This window comes from Streptomyces xanthii (assembly GCF_014621695.1).
GTDB classification, from domain to species: domain Bacteria; phylum Actinomycetota; class Actinomycetes; order Streptomycetales; family Streptomycetaceae; genus Streptomyces; species Streptomyces xanthii.
This window is the reverse complement of sequence record NZ_CP061281.1, coordinates 4,615,644-4,636,592: the sequence shown is the minus strand read 5'-3', so window position 1 is coordinate 4,636,592 and position 20,949 is coordinate 4,615,644. Positions and strand designations below refer to the sequence as shown.

General features: G+C 72.4%; 21 protein-coding genes. 6 read left to right on the top strand and 15 right to left on the bottom strand.

Annotated elements, in window-relative coordinates; translation table 11 throughout:
• Window positions 1-191: 191 nt before the first annotated feature.
• The 6 genes from IAG42_RS21065 to IAG42_RS21040 form a co-directional block, all read right to left on the bottom strand.
• Window positions 192-1,589 carry a hypothetical protein gene (locus tag IAG42_RS21065; RefSeq protein ID WP_223206102.1) on the bottom strand — a complete coding sequence of 466 codons (1,398 nt, stop codon included), beginning with the start codon at window positions 1,587-1,589 and terminating at the stop codon, window positions 192-194.
• Window positions 1,586-2,713, bottom strand: coding sequence for a hypothetical protein (locus IAG42_RS21060; RefSeq protein ID WP_188338519.1), 1,128 nt, complete (start codon window positions 2,711-2,713; stop codon window positions 1,586-1,588). The genes IAG42_RS21065 and IAG42_RS21060 overlap by 4 nt, the downstream gene beginning before the upstream one ends.
• Window positions 2,710-3,654 (bottom strand): hypothetical protein, encoded by a 945-nt coding sequence (locus IAG42_RS21055; protein WP_188338518.1) that lies wholly within the window; start codon window positions 3,652-3,654, stop codon window positions 2,710-2,712. The genes IAG42_RS21060 and IAG42_RS21055 overlap by 4 nt, the downstream gene beginning before the upstream one ends.
• Window positions 3,655-3,681: 27 nt before the next feature.
• Window positions 3,682-4,383, bottom strand: coding sequence for an LPXTG cell wall anchor domain-containing protein (locus IAG42_RS21050; RefSeq protein ID WP_188338517.1), 702 nt, complete (start codon window positions 4,381-4,383; stop codon window positions 3,682-3,684).
• Between the two features lie 180 nt (window positions 4,384-4,563).
• On the bottom strand, window positions 4,564-5,043 hold the full coding sequence (locus IAG42_RS21045) for an ATP-binding protein (protein ID WP_188338516.1): 480 nt from the start codon (window positions 5,041-5,043) through the stop codon (window positions 4,564-4,566).
• Between the two features lie 234 nt (window positions 5,044-5,277).
• Complete coding sequence (locus IAG42_RS21040; protein WP_188338515.1) at window positions 5,278-5,649, bottom strand: STAS domain-containing protein; 372 nt, start codon at window positions 5,647-5,649, stop codon at window positions 5,278-5,280.
• A 274-nt stretch (window positions 5,650-5,923) separates the two neighbouring features.
• Between IAG42_RS21040 and IAG42_RS21035 the strand changes: the two genes are divergently transcribed.
• Window positions 5,924-6,820 (top strand): RNA polymerase sigma factor SigF, encoded by an 897-nt coding sequence (locus IAG42_RS21035; protein ID WP_188338514.1) that lies wholly within the window; start codon window positions 5,924-5,926, stop codon window positions 6,818-6,820.
• Window positions 6,821-6,914: 94 nt separating this feature from the next.
• Here IAG42_RS21035 and hutI read toward each other — a convergent pair whose 3' ends face one another.
• The 4 genes from hutI to hutU form a co-directional block, all read right to left on the bottom strand.
• Window positions 6,915-8,084 (bottom strand): imidazolonepropionase, encoded by a 1,170-nt coding sequence (hutI, locus tag IAG42_RS21030; protein WP_188338513.1) that lies wholly within the window; start codon window positions 8,082-8,084, stop codon window positions 6,915-6,917.
• Between the two features lie 175 nt (window positions 8,085-8,259).
• Entirely contained in the window at window positions 8,260-9,591 is a 1,332-nt protein-coding gene (locus IAG42_RS21025; protein ID WP_188338512.1) for a formimidoylglutamate deiminase, read from the bottom strand.
• Complete coding sequence (locus IAG42_RS21020) at window positions 9,588-10,874, bottom strand: allantoate amidohydrolase (RefSeq protein WP_394811231.1); 1,287 nt, start codon at window positions 10,872-10,874, stop codon at window positions 9,588-9,590. The genes IAG42_RS21025 and IAG42_RS21020 overlap by 4 nt, the downstream gene beginning before the upstream one ends.
• The gene (hutU, locus tag IAG42_RS21015) at window positions 10,871-12,535 is read right to left on the bottom strand and encodes a urocanate hydratase (RefSeq protein WP_188338511.1); all 1,665 of its coding nucleotides are present in this window, start codon (window positions 12,533-12,535) and stop codon (window positions 10,871-10,873) included. Before hutU ends, IAG42_RS21020 begins: the two co-directional genes overlap by 4 nt.
• Before the next feature lie 122 nt (window positions 12,536-12,657).
• On the opposite strand from hutU, the gene IAG42_RS21010 reads away from it, so the two are divergent.
• The 5 genes from IAG42_RS21010 (at window position 12,658) to IAG42_RS20990 (ending at window position 16,392) form a co-directional block, all read left to right on the top strand.
• Window positions 12,658-14,031 carry a type III PLP-dependent enzyme domain-containing protein gene (locus IAG42_RS21010; protein WP_188338510.1) on the top strand — a complete coding sequence of 458 codons (1,374 nt, stop codon included), beginning with the start codon at window positions 12,658-12,660 and terminating at the stop codon, window positions 14,029-14,031.
• A 228-nt stretch (window positions 14,032-14,259) separates the two neighbouring features.
• Window positions 14,260-14,664: a hypothetical protein gene (locus IAG42_RS21005; RefSeq protein ID WP_188338509.1), complete on the top strand. Its 405-nt coding sequence runs from the start codon at window positions 14,260-14,262 to the stop codon at window positions 14,662-14,664.
• A 32-nt stretch (window positions 14,665-14,696) separates the two neighbouring features.
• Window positions 14,697-15,434 carry a DUF4388 domain-containing protein gene (locus IAG42_RS21000; protein WP_223206421.1) on the top strand — a complete coding sequence of 246 codons (738 nt, stop codon included), beginning with the start codon at window positions 14,697-14,699 and terminating at the stop codon, window positions 15,432-15,434.
• 38 nt (window positions 15,435-15,472) lie between these two features.
• The gene (locus tag IAG42_RS20995; protein ID WP_188338507.1) at window positions 15,473-15,958 is read left to right on the top strand and encodes a roadblock/LC7 domain-containing protein; all 486 of its coding nucleotides are present in this window, start codon (window positions 15,473-15,475) and stop codon (window positions 15,956-15,958) included.
• Window positions 15,959-16,017: 59 nt separating this feature from the next.
• Window positions 16,018-16,392 carry a roadblock/LC7 domain-containing protein gene (locus tag IAG42_RS20990; protein ID WP_188338506.1) on the top strand — a complete coding sequence of 125 codons (375 nt, stop codon included), beginning with the start codon at window positions 16,018-16,020 and terminating at the stop codon, window positions 16,390-16,392.
• A 41-nt stretch (window positions 16,393-16,433) separates the two neighbouring features.
• Here IAG42_RS20990 and IAG42_RS20985 read toward each other — a convergent pair whose 3' ends face one another.
• The 5 genes from IAG42_RS20985 to IAG42_RS20965 all read right to left on the bottom strand — a co-directional run bounded on the left by IAG42_RS20985 (window position 16,434) and on the right by IAG42_RS20965 (window position 20,933).
• On the bottom strand, window positions 16,434-16,883 hold the full coding sequence (locus tag IAG42_RS20985) for a hypothetical protein (protein ID WP_188338505.1): 450 nt from the start codon (window positions 16,881-16,883) through the stop codon (window positions 16,434-16,436).
• A gap of 61 nt (window positions 16,884-16,944) precedes the next feature.
• The gene (locus IAG42_RS20980; RefSeq protein ID WP_188338504.1) at window positions 16,945-18,369 is read right to left on the bottom strand and encodes a purine-cytosine permease family protein; all 1,425 of its coding nucleotides are present in this window, start codon (window positions 18,367-18,369) and stop codon (window positions 16,945-16,947) included.
• 129 nt (window positions 18,370-18,498) lie between these two features.
• Window positions 18,499-18,996, bottom strand: coding sequence for a hypothetical protein (locus IAG42_RS20975; RefSeq protein ID WP_188338503.1), 498 nt, complete (start codon window positions 18,994-18,996; stop codon window positions 18,499-18,501).
• 50 nt (window positions 18,997-19,046) lie between these two features.
• The gene (locus IAG42_RS20970) at window positions 19,047-19,544 is read right to left on the bottom strand and encodes a hypothetical protein (protein ID WP_188338502.1); all 498 of its coding nucleotides are present in this window, start codon (window positions 19,542-19,544) and stop codon (window positions 19,047-19,049) included.
• Between the two features lie 87 nt (window positions 19,545-19,631).
• Window positions 19,632-20,933, bottom strand: coding sequence for a hypothetical protein (locus IAG42_RS20965; RefSeq protein ID WP_188338501.1), 1,302 nt, complete (start codon window positions 20,931-20,933; stop codon window positions 19,632-19,634).
• Window positions 20,934-20,949 lie beyond the last annotated feature (16 nt).

The window sequence follows — 20,949 nt, the reverse complement described above, 5'->3', positions numbered from 1 at the left end:
TGCGGACGCACTGCGGAACTGTCCTGCTGGAACACTGAGTTCTCCCCGATTGCACAACTGGTCGTGAGCAGTCTCGGGGGCAGCACGCAGAGTTGCGCGTCGCGGCACGCGGCCGCCTTCTGTCCCCCGAGGCGCAACATGCTCAACCTATCGAGAAGCAGCAGGTCAGAGGCCGTTTCTGGGTGTGACGACTATCGCCTGAGCCGGCGGGCCCGGGGAAGGAACGTGAAGACCGCTCCGCCCATCAGGATCACCGTGCCCGCCACCAGACCGAGGGCGCGCAGGGCGCCGTCGTTCGAGGCTCCGGTCTCGGCGAGGCCGCCGCTCGTGCCGGAGGCCGAACCGCCGGACGCGGCGGCGCCGCCGGAGCCGGAGCTCGTGCCGCCGGACGCGCCGCCCGGCTGGGCCGCCGTGTCGATCTCCAGGGAGACCTCCGTCTTGGCCGGCGTGCAGGTGGTCGTCGTGCCCAGCGCCTTCACCGTGAGGACGCCCGGGGACAGCGTCGACTTGCCGTCGGCGCCCGGCTTGTAGGTGCCGGTGAGGTCCGGGATGGTCATCGGCTCGCCGGACTTGATCGGCTCCTTGTTGGTCGGGCCCTCGACGTGGACGGTGCCCTTGTCGGCGCCGCCCAGCTTCACCTCCATCGACGGCTTCACGGAGTCGGCCGGGATGTCGGCGGGGCTGTCCATGACGGCCTTCTTGAACTGGACGGTGAGCGCGTAGTTCCCGCCGTCCTTCTTGGCGTTGATCTGCACCGGGGACGTCGCGTTCTTGTCGCCGATGGGCGTCTTGCACTCGTAGGGGATCTGGACCTCCTTGCCGGTGAAGTCGGTCTTGCCGCCGTCGCCGCCGCCCGAGCCGCCGGACGCGGACCCGCCGGAGGCCGTGCCGCCCGAGGCGGTGTCGCCGCCGGACGAGGTGCCGCCGGACGAGATGCCGCCCGCCGTGCTGCCGCCGGACGTCGAACCCCCCGAGGCCGTCCCGCCGGAGGACGTGCCGCCCGAGCTCGTGCCGCCGGAGGAGGTGCCGCCGCCGTCGGTCACCTGGATGGTGACCGCCTTCGGGACCGCGCCCGTCGGCTTGCACTTGGTGTCGGTGGAGATCGGCTTGTTGACGTTGATGTTGTACGCGTCCGGGGTCAGCGTCACCTCACCCGGCTTGGTGAGCTTGAGCTTGCCCGTCATGTCGGACAGCACCATCGGCGCGCCCTTGGGGATGGCCGGGTTCTTGCGCGGGCCCTCCATCTTGAGGTCGCCGGTCTGCGCCCCGGCCACCTTGATGACGCCGCTCGGCTGGACGGTGTCGGCGCCCAGGTCGAGCACGTCCGGGTTCTTGGACGCGGCCTGCGTCGTCTTCCACACGACGTCGATCTCGTCGCCGACCTTCGCGGTGGCCGGCGCGGTGATGTCGGTCGCCGTGGTGCCCTGGATCGGGGGCAAACCGGAGATCGCCGGCGGGACGCACTCCGTCGGGTACGAGGAGGTGGCCGCCTGCGCCGGGGCGGCGGCCAGCCACAGCCCCGCACCGGACAGGATCAGGGCGCAGCCGGCCGCACCGGCTCTCCGGTGCCTGTTCACGTGCCTGTTCACGTGGTTCCCTTCGTCGGACTGGTGTTGTCGGGCGGTGCGGAGAGCTGACCGGCCGCAGGAACGCCCGGACCGGTGTCCGGGGTGAACCAGGGCAGGGTGGTCGTGGAGGGGTCCGGGCCGCCGTCCGCGGGCGCGGCGGGTGCGGGCCGGTCCGCCGGCCGCGGGGTGCGCAGCTTCGGCAGCTTCACGGTGAGGTCGGTGAGTTTCTGGGCGCCGCGGTGCCGTCCGGCCGCGCCGCGGTCGCGCGGCCGCAGCCGGTCCACGACGGCCATGCCGATGCGGAACACGGCGGCCGGCACGACGACGCAGAGCAGGATCCAGAAGAGGGTGACGCCCCAGGGACGCCCGACGCCCCAGGGCTGTTCGGCCAGGACCTTGCCGCCGTACTTGAGCGAGACGAGATAGCTGCCGTGCGCTCCGGCGGTGAGCTCGACGGGCAGTTCGATGCGGGCCTTGCGGCCGGCCGCGATGGTGCCGCGCCACTGCTGCTCCTCCCACTGCGGGGCGAACACGCCGTGGGAGGTGCCGACCTGGAAGACGGGGTCCTTGACGGGCGTCGAGCCCACGTTGCCCACGGTGAAGGTGAACGTCCGCGCGGGCGGGGCGCCGAACCAGGTCAGGATGCCGCTCGAACCCTCGAGCCGGGTGTCGGTGACCATGGTGAGCCGCCCGCCGGTGTCCTCCTTCGGCATCGCCTTGACCGGATGACCGGCGACCAGGAACGGGGCGTCAGCCTGCGCCTTCTCCCCCGTCACCGTCGCGACGTGGACGACGCACGGGCACGGTACGGGCGGCTCGGCGACCGGGAGCTTCTTGCTGAAGGTGCCCTTGGAGTCGGTGGTGACGGCGAGACCGTCCGCGTTGGCGCAGGAGTTGGTGCCGCCGACGACGCCGCGCTCCGGTGTGGAGCGCCCGCACACGAGCATCATCAGGAGCGCGCTCGGGCGCCAGCCCTTCCCCTTCACGGTGATCGAACCCCCGGCCCCCGCCTGGGACTTGGAGAGGGTCACGGTGGGTTTCCCGGCGGCGGTCGCCGGTGCGGCGGCCGCGCCGGCGAGCAGCGCGGCCACGAGGCCGAGGACGGCGAGCAGCCGCGTGCCCGGCGCGCTGCGGCGGCGTGTCATGACGTACTCCCTTGCGTGTCGGGGGCGGGTCGGCGGCGGCGCGCGTACCCGTACGCGGCCAGGCCGCCGCCCGCGAGCAGGGCCAGGCCGCCGCCGAGCGCGCCCCAGGGGACGAACCGGGCGGTCGTCGTGGCCGAGTCCCCGGCGCCGCCGCCCGCGGTGACGGTGACCTTCACGTCGACGTCGTCCAGGGCCGGGGCGTCCTTCCAGGGCTCGGTCAGCGTGACCCGGCGCCCCGGCAGCAGTTCGAGGGGCAGGGCGCGCGGGGCCCGGTCGAGCACCGCGCCGAAGAGCCCGTCGGCGCGGACGGCGAGGCGGGGGCTGAGCGTGGTGTTGCCGCGGTTCACGACGTCGTAGGTGATGGCGCCGTCGCGGGCCCGGACCCGTTCGACGGTGAGGGCCGACAGGGTCGGGCCGCTGACCCGCAGGTGGACGCTGACCCCGGCGTCGCGGCCGCCTCCGCTCGCGACGACGGCGCCCGGGTGGTCGCCGGGGACGGCGCCCGCGGGCACGCTCACCGTGAACGGGATCTCGGCGCGGGTGCGGGCCGGGACGGTCACCTCGCGCTCGGCGAACGTGATCCAGGCGCCGGTGTCCTGCGCGCGGGCGCGCAGGCCGAGGGCGCCGTTCGCCTTGTTGTCGGCGTCGGCGGCGCGGAGGGTGATCTTCAGGGGGCGGGTGGCCGGATTGGTGACGGCCACCTTGTCCTCCAGGACGGTTCCGGGGGTGCCCTCCGCGTAGATGTACGGTCTGTGGGCGCCGCCCGCGGACGGGGTGATCGTCCAGCTCGGTGCCGCCGCGTGGGCCGCGCCTGTGGTGCCGCCCCACGTCAGCAGGGCGGCGCCCAGGAGCGCCCACGCGCTGTACGGATCTCGGTGGGGTCGGCGGGTGCGGCGCCGTCGTGGCCGGTCGCGCCCCGCGGCGGAGCCGCTGATCGACACAGCCCCGCGCCCCTCACGGGGCGCCATCTACCGGGCCGACTGATTCCTGCGGGTCAGCCAGAGTGTGCCCGCGGCGCCCGCCAACAGGACCGTTCCTCCCAGAGTTCCCAGAGCTATCGCCGAGTCCTCGGGGCCTGTCTGCGGGAGTTGACTGTCGCCACCCGAGGGAGTGGTCTGGGAGCCGCCCGTGCCGCCGCCCCCGCCTCCGCCGCCGGAGCCGCCCGCGCCCTTGACGTCCAGTTCCAGGGACGGCTTGGGGCTGTTGGCCGGGGTGCAGGTCGTGGTCGTGCCGAGCGCCTTGATGGTGAGGACGCCGGCGGTGAAGGTGACCTTGCCGCTCTTCTTGGGCGTGTACGTGCCGCTCAGGTCACTGATCTTGATGGGCGTGTTCGCGGGAATCGCCTCGGCGTTCGGCGGGCCGGTCACGGCCAGGTCGCCGGTCTCCGCGCCGCCGAGCTTGATGACGGCGCTGGGGCTCATCGCGCCCTTGCCGAGCTCCACGGGGCTGGAGGAGACGCCCTTCTGGAAGGACATGGTGATCTTGTAGCCGCTGCCGCTCTTCACGGACTTGATGTCGATCGGGGAGACGGCCCCCTTGTTCCCGATCGGGGTCTTGCACTGGTAGTTGACGTCCACGACCGTGGCCGAGGCGGTCGGGGCGGCCATCAGCACCGCCGAGCCGGCCAGAGCCGCGCTGAGCGCGAACGCGGCGGTTCGTTTCGGGTACATCCGGTACGTCACCTCGAGATCCCTTCAGACCGACGGTTACTGACGGTTCATCAGATGCGGGTGGCTCAAGGTACGCCCGGGACCTTTACGAGGGAAGACAAAGAACACGCCGGATCCAGGAGGATCCGGCGTGCTCGAAACGACGTGCGCGACGGCGCCCGGAAAGGCGCCTCGGCGCGGCTACGCGGGGGCGTTCAGCTCGGCCCACACCGTCTTGCCGGTGACGCCGGGGGTGCGGACGACTCCCCAGTCCATGCACAGGCGCTGGACGATGAACATGCCGTGGCCGCCGGGCCGGCCCGCGCGGTGCGGGGTCCGGGGGGCGGGCTGGCCGGCGCCGCGGTCGGTGACCTCCAGGCGCAGGACCTTGCCGTCGAGGGAGACGGTCAGCTCGTCCGGACCCTCGGCGTGCAGGCACGCGTTCGTGACCAGCTCGGAGACGACCAGGAGGACGTCCTCCGCCGCGGCCCGGCGGTCCGCGGAGGACGCCGGCAGCCAGCCCCAGGCGTGCAGCGCTTCGCGGGTGAAGTCGCGGGCGAGGGGTACGACACCGCTCGCGTCGCCGAGGCTCAGCCTGCGGACTTGGCGGCCCCCGCCGGCCGGCCGCTCGCCCGACTCGGGGCCGTGGTCGCCCGGCGAGTAAGGCCGGGTGGTGCTCATCAGCACTTCACCTCACCGATTCACCATGTGCTTCAGGATTCAGGACTTCGACAATGCGGAACTACAGGATGCGGTCGCTGGGGTCGGGGTCTGGCCGGTCGTGGATCTCCTGCCCGGACGATCGGCGGGAACACCCCCCGTTTCGCCGCGGACGATGTGACGCTGGTAACGCCTCGATCACGCACGTACAACCGGAGCGTAACTTCTGCGGGCGGCGGGTACACGCCCCCGCGGTCACTCCGTGGCGAGCGCCTCGGCCAGCGTCTCGTGGACCGTGAAGACGGCCTCCGCGCCGGTGATCTCGAACACCCGGGCCACCACCGGCAGCATCCCGGCCAGATGGACCCCGCCGCCGGCCGCCTCCGCCTTGAGGCGGGCGCCGAGCAGGACGTTCAGTCCCGTCGAGTCGCAGAACTCCAGCCGCGAACAGTCGATCACCAGCCGCGACAGGCCCTGGTCCAGGCATTCCTCGAGTGGCTCACGCAACAGATCCGCCGTGTGGTGATCGAGCTCACCCACCGGGGTCACGACGGCGCTGGAGCCCTCTCGCCGCACCTCGACCAGAAGCCGGCCCCGATGCGCGCTGCCGACTGTCCCGCGGTCCATGACGACCCTCTCCCGCTGAAAAGCTTCCGAAGCTCCCAGCTGCCTTCGACGTGCCGATTGACGCCCTCGAACCCTACGCCCTCACCACCGGTGCCGGTACCCGAACAAGGCCCAGAAATCGGACATTTCGCCATAGAACGCACTTGCGGCTCGCCGTGCAAAGCGGGTAGGCCTAGTAAGGACACCAATCGACACGGCCGGCTTTGGAGGCGCCGCACACCGCAGTGCACGTATTGGCATCGGCAGCCATATGCCGAGAACGATGGAGGACATCATGTCACCCCGGCTCGACGAATCGCGTACTGACCAGGCGTCGTCGAAACTCCCCCCGGAATCCCCTGCCCACGTCGAGTCCGACGTCCTGGAGGACCTCGGTCTTCCGGAGATCCCGCCCTTCGACGAAGTGGCACCACTCGACGCGCGCGCCCTCTCCAAGACACTCTTCGAACGTCTGGAGTCCCTTGAAGAAGGCACGCACGAATACTCGTACGTCCGCAACACCCTGGTCGAGCTGAACCTCGCCCTGGTGAAGTTCGCGGCCTCCCGGTTCCGCTCACGCAGCGAACCGATGGAGGACATCATCCAGGTCGGCACCATCGGCCTCATCAAGGCCATCGACCGCTTCGAGCTCAGCCGCGGCGTCGAGTTCCCCACCTTCGCAATGCCGACCATCGTCGGCGAGATAAAGCGATTCTTCCGCGACACCTCGTGGTCCGTGCGCGTCCCGCGCAGGCTCCAGGAGCTCCGTCTCGACCTCGCCAAGGCCGGCGACGAACTCGCCCAGCAGCTCGACCGCGCCCCCACCGTGGGCGAGCTGGCCGACCGCCTCGGCATCTCCAACGACGAGGTCGTCGAGGGCATGGCGGCGTCCAACGCCTACACTGCCTCGTCCCTGGACGCCCAGCCCGAGGAGGACGACTCCGAGGGCGCGCTCGCGGACCGCATCGGCTACGAGGACCACGGCCTGGAGGGCATCGAGTACGTCGAGTCCCTCAAGCCCCTCATCGCCGAACTCCCGCCGCGCGACCGGAAGATCCTGTCGCTGCGCTTCGTCGCCAACATGACCCAGTCGGAGATCGGCGAAGAACTCGGAATCTCGCAGATGCACGTGTCGCGGCTCCTGTCGCGGACCCTCGTGCGCCTGCGCAAGGGGCTGACCGTCGAGGAGTGAGCTCGGCTCCCGGCCCCTGACACGCGATTGGGCCCGCTTCCCAGATCCCCGGGAAGCGGGCCCTCTCGCGTACGGCTGTCCGTGACGTACGTGCTTACGCGACCCGCGCGCCGGCCCGCCAGACCTCGCTCACGAGCGGGACGCCCGGGCGGTAGGCCAGGTGGACGTGGCTCGGGGCGTCCAGGAACGCCAGGTCGGCGCGGGCGCCCGGGGAGAGCCGGCCGATGTCCGTGCGGCGCAGCGCCTGCGCGCCGCCCGCCGTGGCCGCCCAGAGGGCCTCGTCCGGGGTCATCCCCATGTCCCGTACGGCCAGGGCGATGCAGAACGGCACCGAGGACGTGAAGGACGAGCCCGGGTTGCAGTCCGTGGACAGCGCCACGGTGACACCCGCGTCCAGGAGGCGGCGGGCGTCCGGCCACTGGGCGCGCGTGGAGAACTCGGCGCCCGGCAGCAGCGTCGCCACCGTGTCGCCGCTCGCCAGCGCGTCCACGTCGGCGTCCGTGAGGTGCGTGCAGTGGTCGGCGCTGGCCGCGTCCAGCTCGACGGCCAGCTGGACGCCGGGGCCGAACGAGAGCTGGTTGGCGTGGATGCGGGGCAGCAGGCCCTTCGCCTTGCCGGCCGTCAGGATGGCCCGCGCCTGGTCGCCGTCGAAGGCGCCCTTCTCGCAGAACACGTCGATCCAGCGGGCGTGCGGGGCGCAGGCGTCCAGCATCTCGCCGGTGACCAGGTCCACGTAAGCGGCCGGGTCGTCGGCGAGGTCCGGCGACACGATGTGGGCGCCGAGGTAGGTGACCTCGTCGGTGTGCGCCTTGGCGATGCGCAGGGCGCGCTCCTCGTCCCGGACCGTCAGGCCGTAGCCCGACTTGGTCTCGAACGTGGTCGTGCCCTGGCGCAGGGCCTCGGCGAGGTGGTGCTTCAGGTTCGCCTCGAGCGCCTCGTCCGACGCGGCGCGGGTCGCGGCGACCGTGGTCCGGATGCCGCCCGCGCTGTAGCTGCGGCCGGACATGCGGGCGTTGAACTCCTCGGTGCGGTCTCCGGCGAAGACCAGGTGGGAGTGCGAGTCGACGAACCCGGGGATCACGGCGCGGCCGGCCGCGTCGTGGGCCTCGTCCGTCGCGGGTACGTCCGCGCTCGGGCCGGCCCAGACGACCTTGTCGCCTTCGACGACGATCGCGGCGTTCTTGATCTGGCCCAGGGGGCCCTCGCCCAGCTCCGGGTCGTTGGTGACGAGGTTGCCGATGTTGACGATGGCGGTGGTGGTCATGATTCCTTCCGGTTTCGTTGCCGGGTGCGGGTGCGTCGTGGCTGGTCGCGCAGTTCCCCGCGCATCGGGGAACTGCGACCCGAAGGGTCTGCATTTCAGGGGCGCGGGGAACTGCGCGAGAAGCCCCACCGGAGCCGCACCCGCCCGACGTCGGGCCGAAGCTACGGCGAGATGGCTACCGCAGCGCCGAGATCGCCTCGGTCAGGGCGGAGCCGACGTCGCCGACACGGACGTGGACCCCGTCGCGGACGACCTCGCGGCCGGACGCGATCACGTCACGGACATCGGCGGCCCCGGCCGAGAACACGGCCGTCTCCGCCCCCAGCCGCGGCGGAGCCCCGGCCGTACGGACCGACCCGAGGTCGATCGTGACGAGGTCCGCGACGGCCCCGGGCTCGATGACGCCCGCGTCGTCCCAGCCCAGCGCCGCATGCCCGTCCACCGCGGCGGCCCGCAGCAGCGCCGCCGCCGTCCAGTGCCCGCGCTGGTGCGTGCGCAGCCGCTCGTTGAGCTCCATGCCGCGCGCCTCTTCGAACAGGTCGATGACGGCGTGGCTGTCGGAGCCCAGCGAGAGCGGCGAGCCGGCCTGCTGGAGCCGCACGGCGGGGCCGATGCCGTCGGCGAGGTCCCGCTCCGTGGTCGGGCACATGCAGGTGCCCGTGCCGGAGCCGCCGAGGAGGCTGATGTCGTGGTCGGTGAGGTGCGTGTTGTGCACGCCCGTGGTGCGCGAGCCCAGCACCCCGTGCTCCGCGAGGAGTTCGGTCGGGGTGCACCCGTGGGCGGCCTGGCACGCCTCGTTCTCCGCGATCTGCTCGGAGAGGTGGACGTGCAGCGGGACGCCGCGGACCTGGGCCCACTCGGCGACCGTCGACAGCTGGTCCGCGGGGACGGCCCGTACGGAGTGCACGGCGGCGCCGATCTTCGCGTGCGGGCGGTCCTTGAGGAGCGAGACCCGCTCGGCCCACGCGGCGGCGGTGCCGTCGGAGAACCGGGCCTGGTGCTCGTCGGGCGCCTTGCCGAAGCCCGCCGACAGGTACGCGGTGTCGAGCAGCGTGACGCGGATGCCGGCCTCGTCGGCGGCGGCGATCAGCGCCTCGCCCATCGCGTTCGGGTCGGCGTAGGGCGTGCCGCCGGGCGCGTGGTGCAGGTAGTGGAACTCGCCGACGGCGGTGATGCCGGCGAGCGCCATCTCCGCGTACACGGCCCGGGCGAGCGCGTGGTAGCTGTCCGGGGTGAGCCGGTCCGCGACGGAGTACATCGTCTCGCGCCAGGTCCAGAAGGTGCCCGAGCCGACCTGCACCGTGGCGCGCAGGGCGCGGTGGAAGGCGTGGCTGTGGGCGTTGGCGAGGCCCGGCACGGTGAGGCCGCGCAGCACGGTCGCGCCGGGCGGCGGCGTCGCGACGGCGCGGGTGACGGAGGTGATGCGCCCGTCGGCGATCTCCACGGTCACGCCGGACTCGACCTCGGGGTCGAGCCAGGCGTGTTCGAGCCAGTACGTCGTGGTCACGTGCAGGCCAGCCCTTCGAGTACGTCGGCCAGTGCGCGCACCCCGGCGAGGCAGTCGTCCTCGGCCGCGAACTCGGCCGGGGAGTGGGAGACGCCCGTCGGGTTGCGTACGAACAGCATGGCGGTGGGGATGGACGACGCGAGGATTCCCGCGTCGTGTCCCGCGCCGGTGCCGAGCACGGGCACCGCGAGGTCGGTGTCGGTGCCCAGGATGCGGGTCAGCTCGTCGCGCAGCGCGTGGTCGAACTCGACGACGGGCGTGAACGACTCGCGGGTGAGCGAGACGTCGATGCCGTGCTTCTCCGCGTACTCGCGGGCCGCCTTCTCGATCCCGGTGACCGTCTGGTCCAGGGCGTCCTGGTCGGCGGCGCGCGAGTCGAGCCAGCCGCGCACGAGCGACGGGATCGCGTTGACGCCGTTCGGCTCGACGGAGATCTTGCCGAAGGTGGCGACGGAACCGGCGAGCTCGGCCTCGCGGCGGGCCGCGAGGACGGTCTCGGCGTAGGACAGCATCGGGTCGCGGCGGTCGACCAGGCGGGTGGTGCCCGCGTGGTTGGCCTCGCCGCGGAAGTCGAAGCGCCAGCGGCCGTGCGGCCAGATGGAGCTGGCGACGCCGACCGCGTCCCCGGACAGGTCCAGGGCGCGGCCCTGCTCGACGTGGAGTTCGATGAACGCGCCAATGCGGGCGAGGCGCTCGGGGTCGGGCCCGATGGCCTCCGGGTCGTAGCCGGCGCGCTCCATGGCCTGGGGGAGGCTGACGCCGTCCCCGTCCTTGAGCGCGAAGGCCTGCTCGCGGGTGAGGTGGCCGCCGGTGAGGCGGGAGCCCACGCAGGCCAGGCCGAAGCGGGCACCCTCCTCGTCGCCGAAGTTGGTGATGGCGAGCGGCTTGGTGAACTCCACTCCCCTGCGGCGGAGTTCGTCGAGGGCCGCGAAGGAGGACACGACACCGAGGGGGCCGTCGAAGGCGCCGCCGTCGGGGACGGAGTCCAGGTGGGAGCCGGTGACGACGGCGTCGCCGGCCTCCGGGTCGCCCAGCCAGGCCCACTGGTTGCCGTTGCGGTCCACCTCGAGGGTCAGGCCGCGGTTCTCCGCCTGCTCCTTGAACCAGACCTTGCAGTCGGCGTCGGCCGCGGTCCAGGCATATCGGCGGTACCCGCGTGTGTCCTTGTCACGGCCGATGGGCTGCAGGTCGCGCCACATCGCCGTGAAGTCCGGGGTGGTCGGCGACTGCGGACCGGCCGTGGCCGGTCGCGCAGTTCCCCGCGCCCCTTCAGGGTGCGTCACTTGCTGTCACCTTCAGTCATGGGGACGCGGACACCGCGCTCCTTGGCGACGTCGGCGGCGTGCTCGTAGCCGGCGTCGACGTGGCGGATGACGCCCATCGCGGGGTCGTTGGTGAGGACGCGCTCGATCTTGCGCGCGGCGAGCTCGGTGCCGTCGGCGACACAGACCTGGCCGGCGTGGATGGAGCGGCCCATGCCGACGCCGCCGCCGTGGTGGATGGAGACCCAGGAGGCGCCGGAGGCGGTGTTGACCAGGGCGTTCAGGAGCGGCCAGTCGGCGATCGCGTCCGAGCCGTCCTTCATGGCCTCGGTCTCGCGGTACGGGGAGGCGACGGAGCCCGAGTCGAGGTGGTCGCGGCCGATGGCGACGGGGGCGGAGAGCTCGCCGGAGGCGACCATCTCGTTGAACTTGAGGCCGGCCAGGTGGCGCTCGCCGTAGCCGAGCCAGCAGATGCGGGCCGGGAGGCCCTCGAAGGCGATGCGCTCGCCGGCCATGTCGATCCAGCGGTGCAGGTGCTTGTTCTCCGGGAACAGCTCCTTGATCGCCTTGTCGGTGGCCGCGATGTCCTTGGGGTCGCCGGACAGGGCGGCCCAGCGGAACGGGCCGAGGCCCTCCTCGAACAGCGGGCGGATGTGGGCCGGGACGAAGCCGGGGAAGTCGAAGGCGCGGTCGTAGCCGGCCTTGCGGGCCTCGTCGCGGATCGAGTTGCCGTAGTCGAAGACCTCGGCGCCCTTGTCCAGGAAGCCGACCATGGCCTCGACGTGCAGGGCCATCGACTTGCGGGACTTCTCGGTGAAGCCGGCCGGGTCCGCCTCGCGCTCCTTGTCCCAGTCCTCGACCGAGATGCCGACCGGCAGGTAGGCCAGCGGGTCGTGGGCGGAGGTCTGGTCGGTGACGATGTCGATCGGGGCGTCGCGGCGCAGGAGCTCCGGGAAGATCTCGGCGGCGTTGCCGACGACGCCGATGGACAGGCCGCGGCGCTCGTCGCGGGCCTGGATCGCGAGCTCGAGCGCGTGGTCCAGGTTGTCGGCCTTGACGTCCAGGTAGCGGGTGCCGATGCGGCGGTCGATGCGCGTCTCGTCGACGTCGACACAGATCGCGACGCCCTCGTTCATGGTGACGGCGAGGGGCTGGGCGCCGCCCATGCCGCCCATGCCGGCGGTGAGGGTGATGGTGCCGGCCAGGGTGCCGTCGAACTTCTTGCGGGCGACGGCGCCGAAGGTCTCGTAGGTGCCCTGGACGATGCCCTGGGAGCCGATGTAGATCCACGAGCCGGCGGTCATCTGGCCGTACATGGTGAGGCCCTCGGCCTCGAGCTTGCGGAACTCCTCCCAGTTGGCCCAGTCGCCGACGAGGTTGGAGTTGGCGAGGAGCACGCGGGGCGCCCACTCGTTCGTGCGCATGACACCGACGGGCTTGCCGGACTGGACGAGAAGCGTCTCGTCGTCCTTCAGCGTCTCGAGGGTGCGGACGATCGCGTCGTACGCCTCCCAGGAGCGGGCCGCCTTGCCGGTGCCCCCGTAGACGACGAGCTTGTCGGGGTGCTCGGCGACCTCGGCGTCGAGGTTGTTCATGAGCATGCGCAGGGCACCCTCCTGCTGCCACCCCAGGGTGTTCAGCTCGGTACCGCGCGGGGCTCGTACGGGGCGGGGTCCGGACATCGGGGTGCCTCCTGGAGGGTGAAGTGTTGGCTTAGATATTCACATCCTGACGTTCTGAATAGAACTAGTCAACACGTCCCGCCGTAACCCTACGGACGGTTACGGATGGTTGTCTGGACCACATGGGTCATGACACCGATCAGACGCAGCCCCTGCCCCGCCGGACCCCGGACGCCGCCACCCGCCGCGACCAGGCCGTACGCGCCGCCGTCGAGCAGGGCCTCGTCGGCCCCGCGACGCCCGTCGCCGGACTGCTCGACGTCACCGGCATCCGCGCCTCCGCCGCCGCCCTGCACGCCGCCTTCGACGCCGTCACCGCCCCCGGCACCCCCGTCCTGCACGCCTTCGCCGTGAAGGCGACCCCGCTCGTGCCCGTCCTGCGGCTGCTGCGCGAAGCCGGCATCGGCGCCGAGGTCGCGAGCCCCGGCGAGCTGGCCCTGGCCCGCGCCGCCGGGATGCCGCCCGCCCGCACCGTCCTCGACTCCCCCGCCAAGACCCCGGCCGAACTGCGCGAGGCCCTCGCCCTCGGCATCGCCGTCAACGCCGACAACCCCGAGGAGCTGGCCCGCCTCGACGCCCTCGTCGCCTCCGCGCCCACCCGGTCCCCGCTCGGCGTCCGCGTGAACCCGCAGACCGGCGCGGGCTCCATCGGCGCCCTGTCCACGGCGACCGCCACCTCCAAGTTCGGCGTCGCGCTGCGCGATCCCGGCGCCCGCGCCTGGCTCGTGCGCGCCTACCTGGACCGGCCGTGGCTGACCCGGCTGCACACCCACTCCGGCTCCCAGGGCGTCCCCCTGGAACGGATGGCCGAGGGCGTCCGGACCGTCCACGAGCTCGCCGAGGAGATCAACGCGGCCGCCGGGCGCCGCCAGGTCGACACCCTCGACATCGGCGGCGGCCTGCCCGTGAACTTCGGCTCCGACGAGGAGACCCCCACCTACGCCGCGTACGCGCGGCTGCTCGCCGCCACCGTGCCGGGGCTCTTCGACGGGAGCTACGGGCTCGTCACCGAGTTCGGCCGCTCCCTGACCGCGAAGCACGGCACCACACTGGCCCTCGTCGAGTACGCCAAGGAGGCCGGCGGCCGCCCCATCGCGGTCACGCACGCGGGCGTCCAGGTCGCCACCCGCACCGTGTACGCGCCCGCCTCCTGGCCGCTGCGGATCGCCGCGTACGACGCGAAGGGCCTGCCCAAGTCCGGGCCGCTCGTGGCGCAGGACGTGGCGGGCCCGGCCTGCTTCGCCGGCGACCTGCTGGCCGAGAACCAGGAACTGCCGCTGCTCGCGGCCGGCGACCACGCGGCCGCGCTGGACACCGGCGCGTACTACTTCGCCCAGCACTACTCCTACAACTCCCTGGCCAGGCCCGGGATTTACGGCTACACCACCGAACCGGAAGGCACCGTGCGCTTCGCGACCGTGCGCGCGCCGCAGCCGGTCGAGGAGATCGTGGCGGAGGCGGGCGGCCCCCAGCGCGACAGCCTCACCGAGCTCTGAACTTCCGGGCGCCGGCCGTTCGCCGGAGCCGCCCCTGAGCGCACGGAGGCATGCCGACGGGCCCAACTCCCTTGCGGGGCGGGCCGGTCGGCGGATTCTAGTACCCGGTCCGCATGTTCCATTGGAAAATGCCAGAACGCTCACCAGGCCCCCGTACGGTGCGTAGCGTCTGCGTCACACCGACACCAGTGGTGCACCGAAGTGACGGACGGGTGGGGGGATCCAGGCGTGCCCGGAATCGACGAGTGTCTGCTCGAGGCCATGAGGCTGCCGGGGGCCCGCGGCGCCTCGGTCGTCGACTGGACCAGCGGACTCGCCCTGGGCACCATCGGGGAGTCGCCCAACGGCGACCACGAGACCACCGCCGCCGAGGCCGCCGAGGTGGCCCGGCTCACCGCCGAACACCGCGCCTTCGCCCCGGAGGGCGGCGGAGACTGGTCTCAGAACGGGGCGGAGCCGCCCGTCGAGGACGTCATCGTCACCAGCCGCGACGGCTACCACCTGCTGCGTTTCGTCCGCACCAGCTTCGACAGCAGCGTCTTCCTGCATCTGTGGCTCGACCGGGCGGACGGCAATCTGGCCCTCGCCCGGATCCGGCTCGCCGACCTCGCCGAGCGGCTGGTCCTCGGGTGAGCGCGGGCACCGCGCACCCCGGGGTGTCGCCCATGCTCAGCCGGCTCGCCTCCGAGCGGGCCACCGGCGCCCTCATACGCGAACACGGCACCCTCTACCTCCAGGACGGGCGGATCGTGCACGCCGAGTCGCCCGCGACACCCGGCATGGACGTGCTGCTCACCGCGACCGGGGTGATCGACGCCGACGGCTGGTGGGAGGCCGTCGACCGGGCGGGCGCCGGGCACCGCGTCGGCCGCTACCTCGTCGAGCACGGCGGACTGACCGACGGCGCGCTCGAACTGTGCCATCTGGGCGCCCTGTTCGACGCCGCCTACTTCACGCTCGCGCCGACCAGCGGACCGACCCGCTTCCGGTACGGGGTCGCGCACTGGTTCGGGGCGGTGCGGCCGGTGCCGGTCGCCGCCGTGGAGCGCGAGACGCTGCGCCGCCGCGACCTCCTCCAGCGGATCTGGCCCGAGCCGGACACCGACACCGCCGCGCTGAGCCGCACCGCCCTGCACCCGCTGCGGGTGCCGCCGCGCCGGCGCCGGGTGCTCGAACTCGTCGACGGGGCGCGCACCGCCTCGCAGATCGCCCTCACGCTCGGCCGCCCCGCCTTCCACACCCTCGTCGACCTGCGCCGCCTCGCCTCCCGCGGCCTCGTCACCACCGCGCCCGAGACCCCGGCCGCCGAGGCCGTCCCGGAGTGGCTCACGCGCACCGCCGCCGTCGAGGACCCCGACGTGGCCCTGCTGCGCCGGCTGCGCGCCGCCCTGGAGGCCCTGTGAGACGCCGCCGGCACCCCGCCCCCGAAAGGAGCACCCCGATGGTCGACGAGGCCGAACTCCTCGCCGAGATACACCGGTTGAGAGTCCAAGTGCCGCAGGTGACCGGGGCGCTCGCGGCCAGTGTCGACGGCCTCGTCCTCGCCCACGACACCCCCGGGGTCGAGGCCGAGGGCGTCGCGGCGCTCACCGCCGCCGCGCTCGGCGTCGCCCTGCGCCTGTCCGACGCGACCGGTCAGGGCGGCTTCCGCGAACTCCTCGTCCGCGGCGAGGGCGGCTACGTCGCGACGTACGCGGCCGGGGAATCGGCCGTCCTGACCCTGCTCGCCGGGGACCGGGTGAACGTGGGCCGGCTGCATCTGGAGGGCCGCCGGGCGGGCGCCCGCATCGGCGAGCTGGTCGTGGCGGCCGCACCGGCCGCCGCACCCCCGAAGGAGCCCGCCCGTGCCCGCAGCCGGGCCCGCACCCGCACCGCCGGCTCCGGCCTGCCGCTGCGCGCCCCGCACACCCCCACCGACACCGCCTGACCGGACCAGGACCGCACGCACCACACGCACCGCACCACCACTACGAGAGGACCCACACCATGGCCAACACCGAGACCGCCCTCAAGGACGCCCTCACGAGCATCGAGGGCGCGGCCGCCGCCGCGCTCGTCGACTACACGAGCGGCATGGCCCTCGGCACGGTCGGCGGCTCCAAGGACTTCGACCTGGAGGTCGCCGCCGCGGGCAACACCGACGTGGTCCGCGCCAAGCTGCGCACGATGGAGCACCTCGGCCTCCAGGACGAGATCGAGGACATCCTGATCACCCTCGGCACCCAGTACCACCTGATCCGCCTGCTCAAGGGCCGCGGCGGCAACGGCCTGTTCCTCTACCTGGTCCTCGACTCCTCGCGCGCCAACCTGGCGATGGCCCGCCACCAGCTGAAGAAGATCGAGGCCGAACTGGAGGTCTGAGCGGCCGCGGACCGGGCCGCACCCGGCGCGGACGCGCCGGGTCAGTCCTCCCAGTCGGAGTCCTGGCGGGAGCCGGTGTCGCGGCGGCGCGGCCACACGTGGCCGGCGTGGACCGCGTTGACGCCGACGATGCCGCCCCAGGCGATGAGCAGGCCCGGCAGGCCCGCGTTGGCCACGCCGATCGCGGACAGCGGGATCGCGAGGACCAGGGTCACGATGACGAAGCCGAACCGCTCGGCCCAGTTCTCCGCCCCGGTCCGTTCGCGACCGCCGCCGCGGGCCGCGGTCATCTGCTGCTCGGCCATCGTGCGGCGCACCCTCCGGTCGACGACGGAGTCGAGCCGCTGCTCGACCTTCTCGATGAAGGAGTCCACCAGCGCGGACTCGTACTCCTCACCGAGTTCCCTGCGTGCGTGCAAGGTGGCGTCGAGCTCCTTCTTCAGCTCGGCGTCCCGGGTGCGCTCCTGGGCGCGGGCATCCATTCCGCTCATACCGCACCACGCTACGGACCCGTCGCCCCCGGGACACTGGGGCTAGCCCCCCTCTTGTCCCTTAGGGGGTGACCGCCGTGTCGGCCGCGGCCGCCTCGGTGCGGGGGCCCGGCACGTGCTCGGCGGGGATGTGGGAGGTGTCGCGGCGGGCGAGGAGCCAGTACAGGGCGGCGGGGACGACCAGGCCCACGATCCAGGAGACGTCGGCGCCGCCGAGCGGCTCGACGAGCGGGCCGGTGTAGAAGTGCGTGGCCAGGAACGGGAGCTGGGCGAGGAGGCCGACGCCGTAGACGACGAGGGCGTCCCAGCGCCAGGCGCCGTAGCGGCCGTTCGGGTCGGCGAGCGCGGGGATGTCGTAGCGCTCGCGGGAGATCAGGTAGTAGTCGACGAGGTTGATGGCCGACCAGGGCGTGAAGAAGGTCAGCAGGAACAGCAGGAAGTCCTTGAAGGAGGACAGGAAGCTGTCCTTGCCGGCGAGCGCCACGGCGGTGCCCGCGACCATGATGATCGCGATGTAGACCGCCCGGCCGCGCTGCGACAGGACGCGCTGGCCCCGGAAGCCGCTGATGCCGGTCACCATCGACATGAAGCCGCCGTAGGTGTTGAGGACGTTCACGGTGAGCTTGCCGAGCGCGATCACGAAGTAGAAGAACGAGGCGACGAGTCCGGCGCCGCCGAGCGAGACGACGTAGCCGACCTGGTCGTCGAGGAACGCGCCGCCAGAGCTCGCGGCGACGAACACGCCGAAGGTCATCGACCACTGGGAGCCGAGCGCCGAGCCGGACAGGGTCCACCAGAAGGTGGCCTTGGCGCTGGTGGAGCGCGGCAGGTAGCGCGAGTAGTCGGCGACGTACGGGCCGAAGGCGAGCTGCCAGGACGCCGACAGGGAGACGGCGAGCAGGAACATCGGCATCGAGAAGTGCGCGTTGCCGAGGAGCTCGCCGAGGTCGGTGCGTTCCAGGAGGCGCGCGCCGAGGAAGAGGAAGGCGAGGGCGCAGACCACGCTGGCGACCCGGCCGAGGGCGTGGATGACGCGGTATCCGACGGTGGCCATGACGCCGGTGACCAGGGCGAAGATGATGATGCCCGTGGTGTCGCCGGTGTGCGTGAGGCGGGCGGTGGCCTGTCCGGCGAGGACGCTGCCGCTGGCGAAGAAGCCGACGTACATGAGGATGACGAGCAGCAGCGGGACGACGGCGCCCTTGACGCCGAACTGGGCCCGCGACTGGATCATCTGGGGCAGCCCCAGCTTGGGCCCCTGCGCGGAGTGGAGGGCCATGACGGCGCCGCCGAGCAGGTTGCCGAGCACGAGCCCGATCAGTGACCAGACCACGTCACCGCCGAACACGACGGCGAGGGCGCCGGTGACGACGGCCGTGATCTGGAGATTGGCCCCGAGCCAGAGCGTGAACTGGCTGAACGCGCGTCCGTGCCGCGCACTGTCGGGGACGACGTCGATGGAGTGCTTCTCCACTACGGCTGCCATGGCCCACCTCCTGCATATGTCCATGCAGGGTCAGCCCGTATGAATATTTCTGTCAATAGCCGTAAGAAAATCCCCGCCGAATCCACCGGCGGGGACCACAGTGTGAGACGCGGCCGGGCCGCGCGGTACTCAGAGTTTGCCGCTGATCACTCCGCGCCACGTCCAGCCCGACTTCAGGACGGCGTCCTGAAGAGGGTTCTTCAGGTCGTCGCTGTCGAAGCTGAAGGTCTCCTCCGCTCCGCCGCCGCCCAGGGTGCGCTGCTTGGAGATGGTCCGCACCTGGCCGCGCTGCGCCTCGGCCGAGGCGCTCAGCCGGGGCACGTCACCGACCCACTGGACCTCGAACTCCTTGTCCAGCGAGCGCACCTCGTTCTTCTCCGGGACCAGGCGCATGTGCACCTTGTAGACCCGGCTCACCTGGGTGCGCGCGAAGAACGTCCGCCACGCCGGCTCCAGCACCCGCCACTCGGCCACGAGGTCGGCGCCCTCGGCCCGGCCGTCGCGCACGACGTACGGGACGTCGTCACCGTTCAGACCGAGCAGCGCGGCCCGCACCTCGTCGGCTCCGCGCGCGGCGACCCCGCCCTCGGGCCGCTTGGTTCCGGTCAGCTTGTCGAAGAGTCCCATGGCGTCAACCTACGAGAGGCCGGTTCGCGGCTGCAAGGCGGACCGGACGGCTACGCTCCGCCGCCGCCCTCGGGGCGGACCGAGCGGACGAACGCCTGGAAGTCGTCGAGCACGGTGGGGTGTTGAGCCTCGGTCGCGGTCAGCACGAGCCGGATCACGACGCGCCGGTGCGGGTCGGCGACATCGAGCACGCCCAGGTACACCTGTGTCTGGACGAGCTCGCGCAGCACTCCGGAGACGGCCGCCGTGACGGCCAGCTCCTGGAGCAGTCCGGGCGCCTGCGCCGACCCCTTCTCGCTCCGCTCGACGACCTCGACCCGGGCGCCGGACGCCCGCAGCTGCGCCACCGACGCGTCGGCGAGCGCGGCCAGAGGCGCGTCGTCCGGCCGGTACTCGCCGTCGATGGCGATGTTCGCGGTGAACCCGGCGTCCGCCCCCGGGTGCAGCGCGACGAACGCCGCGCCCGGCGCTCCGACCTCGTCCGGCGGCGCGGCGTGCCAGCCGTCGGGCAGCTCGAACTCGATCGGTACGGGCAGGGTCGTGGCCATGCGGGTCCCTCCTTGCTGCTTACTGGGGTGCGCCCTGGGCGGGTACCCAGAGCCGGCCGGCTGTACGGCCCGGGACGCGGGCCGGGATCAGAACAGGCTCCCGATCCCGTCGGCGATGTCGCCGACCGTGTCCCCGACCTTGCCCGGGTCGACGGTGAACTCGAAGCCGACCTCGCCGCCGAGCCCGACGGCGAGACCGACCGTGGCCCCGATCTTCCACTTGCCGTCCTCGGCCTTGCCGAGCGTGGCGTCCGCCTCGGCGCCGATACCGGCCCAGCCCTCGGCGGTCGCACCCGCTCCGATGCCGCCGAGGTCGGCGCCGCCCCCGACACCGGCCTTCGCCCCGGCGAAGGCCTCCGCGCCCGCGTGGACTCCTTCGAGCCCGATGCCCGCGTTGACGCCCGCCTCGGCGCCCGCCATGACCTCTCCGCGCCCATAGACCCCGACCGGACCGGCGTCGGCGCGCCCGAGGGCCGACGCCTCACCGCCCGCGAAGCCCTTGGCCTCGCCCTGGATGCCCTCGTGCGTGATGCCGCCCTCCGCACCGACCTTGGCCCCCGCGTACGCCTCGGCCTCGCCGGACAGCTTGAACGGCCCGTTGGTGAGCGAACCCTCCCCCTTGGCGCGGCCCAGGTCGGCGTGCGCCTCGGCCTCGGCGAGCTTGCCCTTGCCGATGTTCGGGCCGCTCGCGTCCGTGCCGACGCCGGGGCCGGACGCCTCGCTCTCGCCCTCGGACACCCAGCCGTCGGTCTTCGGCTTGTCCTTCGGCTCGGGCTTGCCGGCCGTCTTCAGGTCGCCGTTCGCGTGCGCGTTGAACCCGCCGAAGCCGATCCCGTCCATGTTCCCGTCGGCCGTGGCCCGGGCCAGCGCCCGCTTCACGCTCTGATCCGCGTCGTCGACGGCCTTGACGGCCTTGGCGATGTCGTCGCTCCAGCCCTTCGCCTTGGTTCGGGCGTCGGCCATCAACTGCGGGTAGTCCGGGTCGTGGTGCAGGGCGTACTTCTCGTCGGCCGACATCTTGTCGTAGCCGACGTACGTCGCCTTGCCGGAGCTGTCGACCTTGTAGTCCTTCTGCTCCGCGTCGTGCACCAGGTCCTTGACCGCCTTCTGAAGGCGCGTCAACTCCGTGTGCGCGTCGGTCAGCAGGCTCGCGACGGCGTGCGCCTGGGCCTTGGCCGCCCCGAACTCGAAGGCCGTCGCCGAGGCGTTCTGCTGCTGCGTGCCGTAGGCCAGGCCCTGCCAGTTGCCGTTGCCGAGCACGCCCTGGACCTGCTGCTCGTAGTCCGTCTTGAGCTCGCCGAAGCGGTCGCCCATCTTCTTCCACGCCGCGGACACGTCCGTGAACGAGGAGAGGTCGACCGTCATCACGTCCTGATAGGTCAGCGTCATCGCCGGGTCCCCGTCC

What these genes read in the sequence shown, in the direction of transcription:
- hutU (WP_188338511.1), bottom strand. Translation starts at nt 12,535, where the DNA reads ATGTCCGGACCCCGCCCCGTACGAGCCCCGCGCGGTACCGAGCTGAAC.
- IAG42_RS21010 (WP_188338510.1), top strand. Translation starts at nt 12,658, where the DNA reads ATGGGTCATGACACCGATCAGACGCAGCCCCTGCCCCGCCGGACCCCG.
- IAG42_RS20985 (WP_188338505.1), bottom strand. Translation starts at nt 16,883, where the DNA reads ATGAGCGGAATGGATGCCCGCGCCCAGGAGCGCACCCGGGACGCCGAG.
- IAG42_RS20965 (WP_188338501.1), bottom strand. Translation starts at nt 20,933, where the DNA reads ATGACGCTGACCTATCAGGACGTGATGACGGTCGACCTCTCCTCGTTC.
- IAG42_RS20995 (WP_188338507.1), top strand. Translation starts at nt 15,473, where the DNA reads ATGGTCGACGAGGCCGAACTCCTCGCCGAGATACACCGGTTGAGAGTC.
- IAG42_RS20990 (WP_188338506.1), top strand. Translation starts at nt 16,018, where the DNA reads ATGGCCAACACCGAGACCGCCCTCAAGGACGCCCTCACGAGCATCGAG.
- IAG42_RS20970 (WP_188338502.1), bottom strand. Translation starts at nt 19,544, where the DNA reads ATGGCCACGACCCTGCCCGTACCGATCGAGTTCGAGCTGCCCGACGGC.
- hutI (WP_188338513.1), bottom strand. Translation starts at nt 8,084, where the DNA reads ATGACCACCACCGCCATCGTCAACATCGGCAACCTCGTCACCAACGAC.
- IAG42_RS21060 (WP_188338519.1), bottom strand. Translation starts at nt 2,713, where the DNA reads ATGACACGCCGCCGCAGCGCGCCGGGCACGCGGCTGCTCGCCGTCCTC.
- IAG42_RS21000 (WP_223206421.1), top strand. Translation starts at nt 14,697, where the DNA reads ATGCTCAGCCGGCTCGCCTCCGAGCGGGCCACCGGCGCCCTCATACGC.
- IAG42_RS21045 (WP_188338516.1), bottom strand. Translation starts at nt 5,043, where the DNA reads ATGAGCACCACCCGGCCTTACTCGCCGGGCGACCACGGCCCCGAGTCG.
- IAG42_RS20980 (WP_188338504.1), bottom strand. Translation starts at nt 18,369, where the DNA reads ATGGCAGCCGTAGTGGAGAAGCACTCCATCGACGTCGTCCCCGACAGT.
- IAG42_RS20975 (WP_188338503.1), bottom strand. Translation starts at nt 18,996, where the DNA reads ATGGGACTCTTCGACAAGCTGACCGGAACCAAGCGGCCCGAGGGCGGG.
- IAG42_RS21050 (WP_188338517.1), bottom strand. Translation starts at nt 4,383, where the DNA reads ATGTACCCGAAACGAACCGCCGCGTTCGCGCTCAGCGCGGCTCTGGCC.
- IAG42_RS21035 (WP_188338514.1), top strand. Translation starts at nt 5,924, where the DNA reads ATGTCACCCCGGCTCGACGAATCGCGTACTGACCAGGCGTCGTCGAAA.
- IAG42_RS21040 (WP_188338515.1), bottom strand. Translation starts at nt 5,649, where the DNA reads ATGGACCGCGGGACAGTCGGCAGCGCGCATCGGGGCCGGCTTCTGGTC.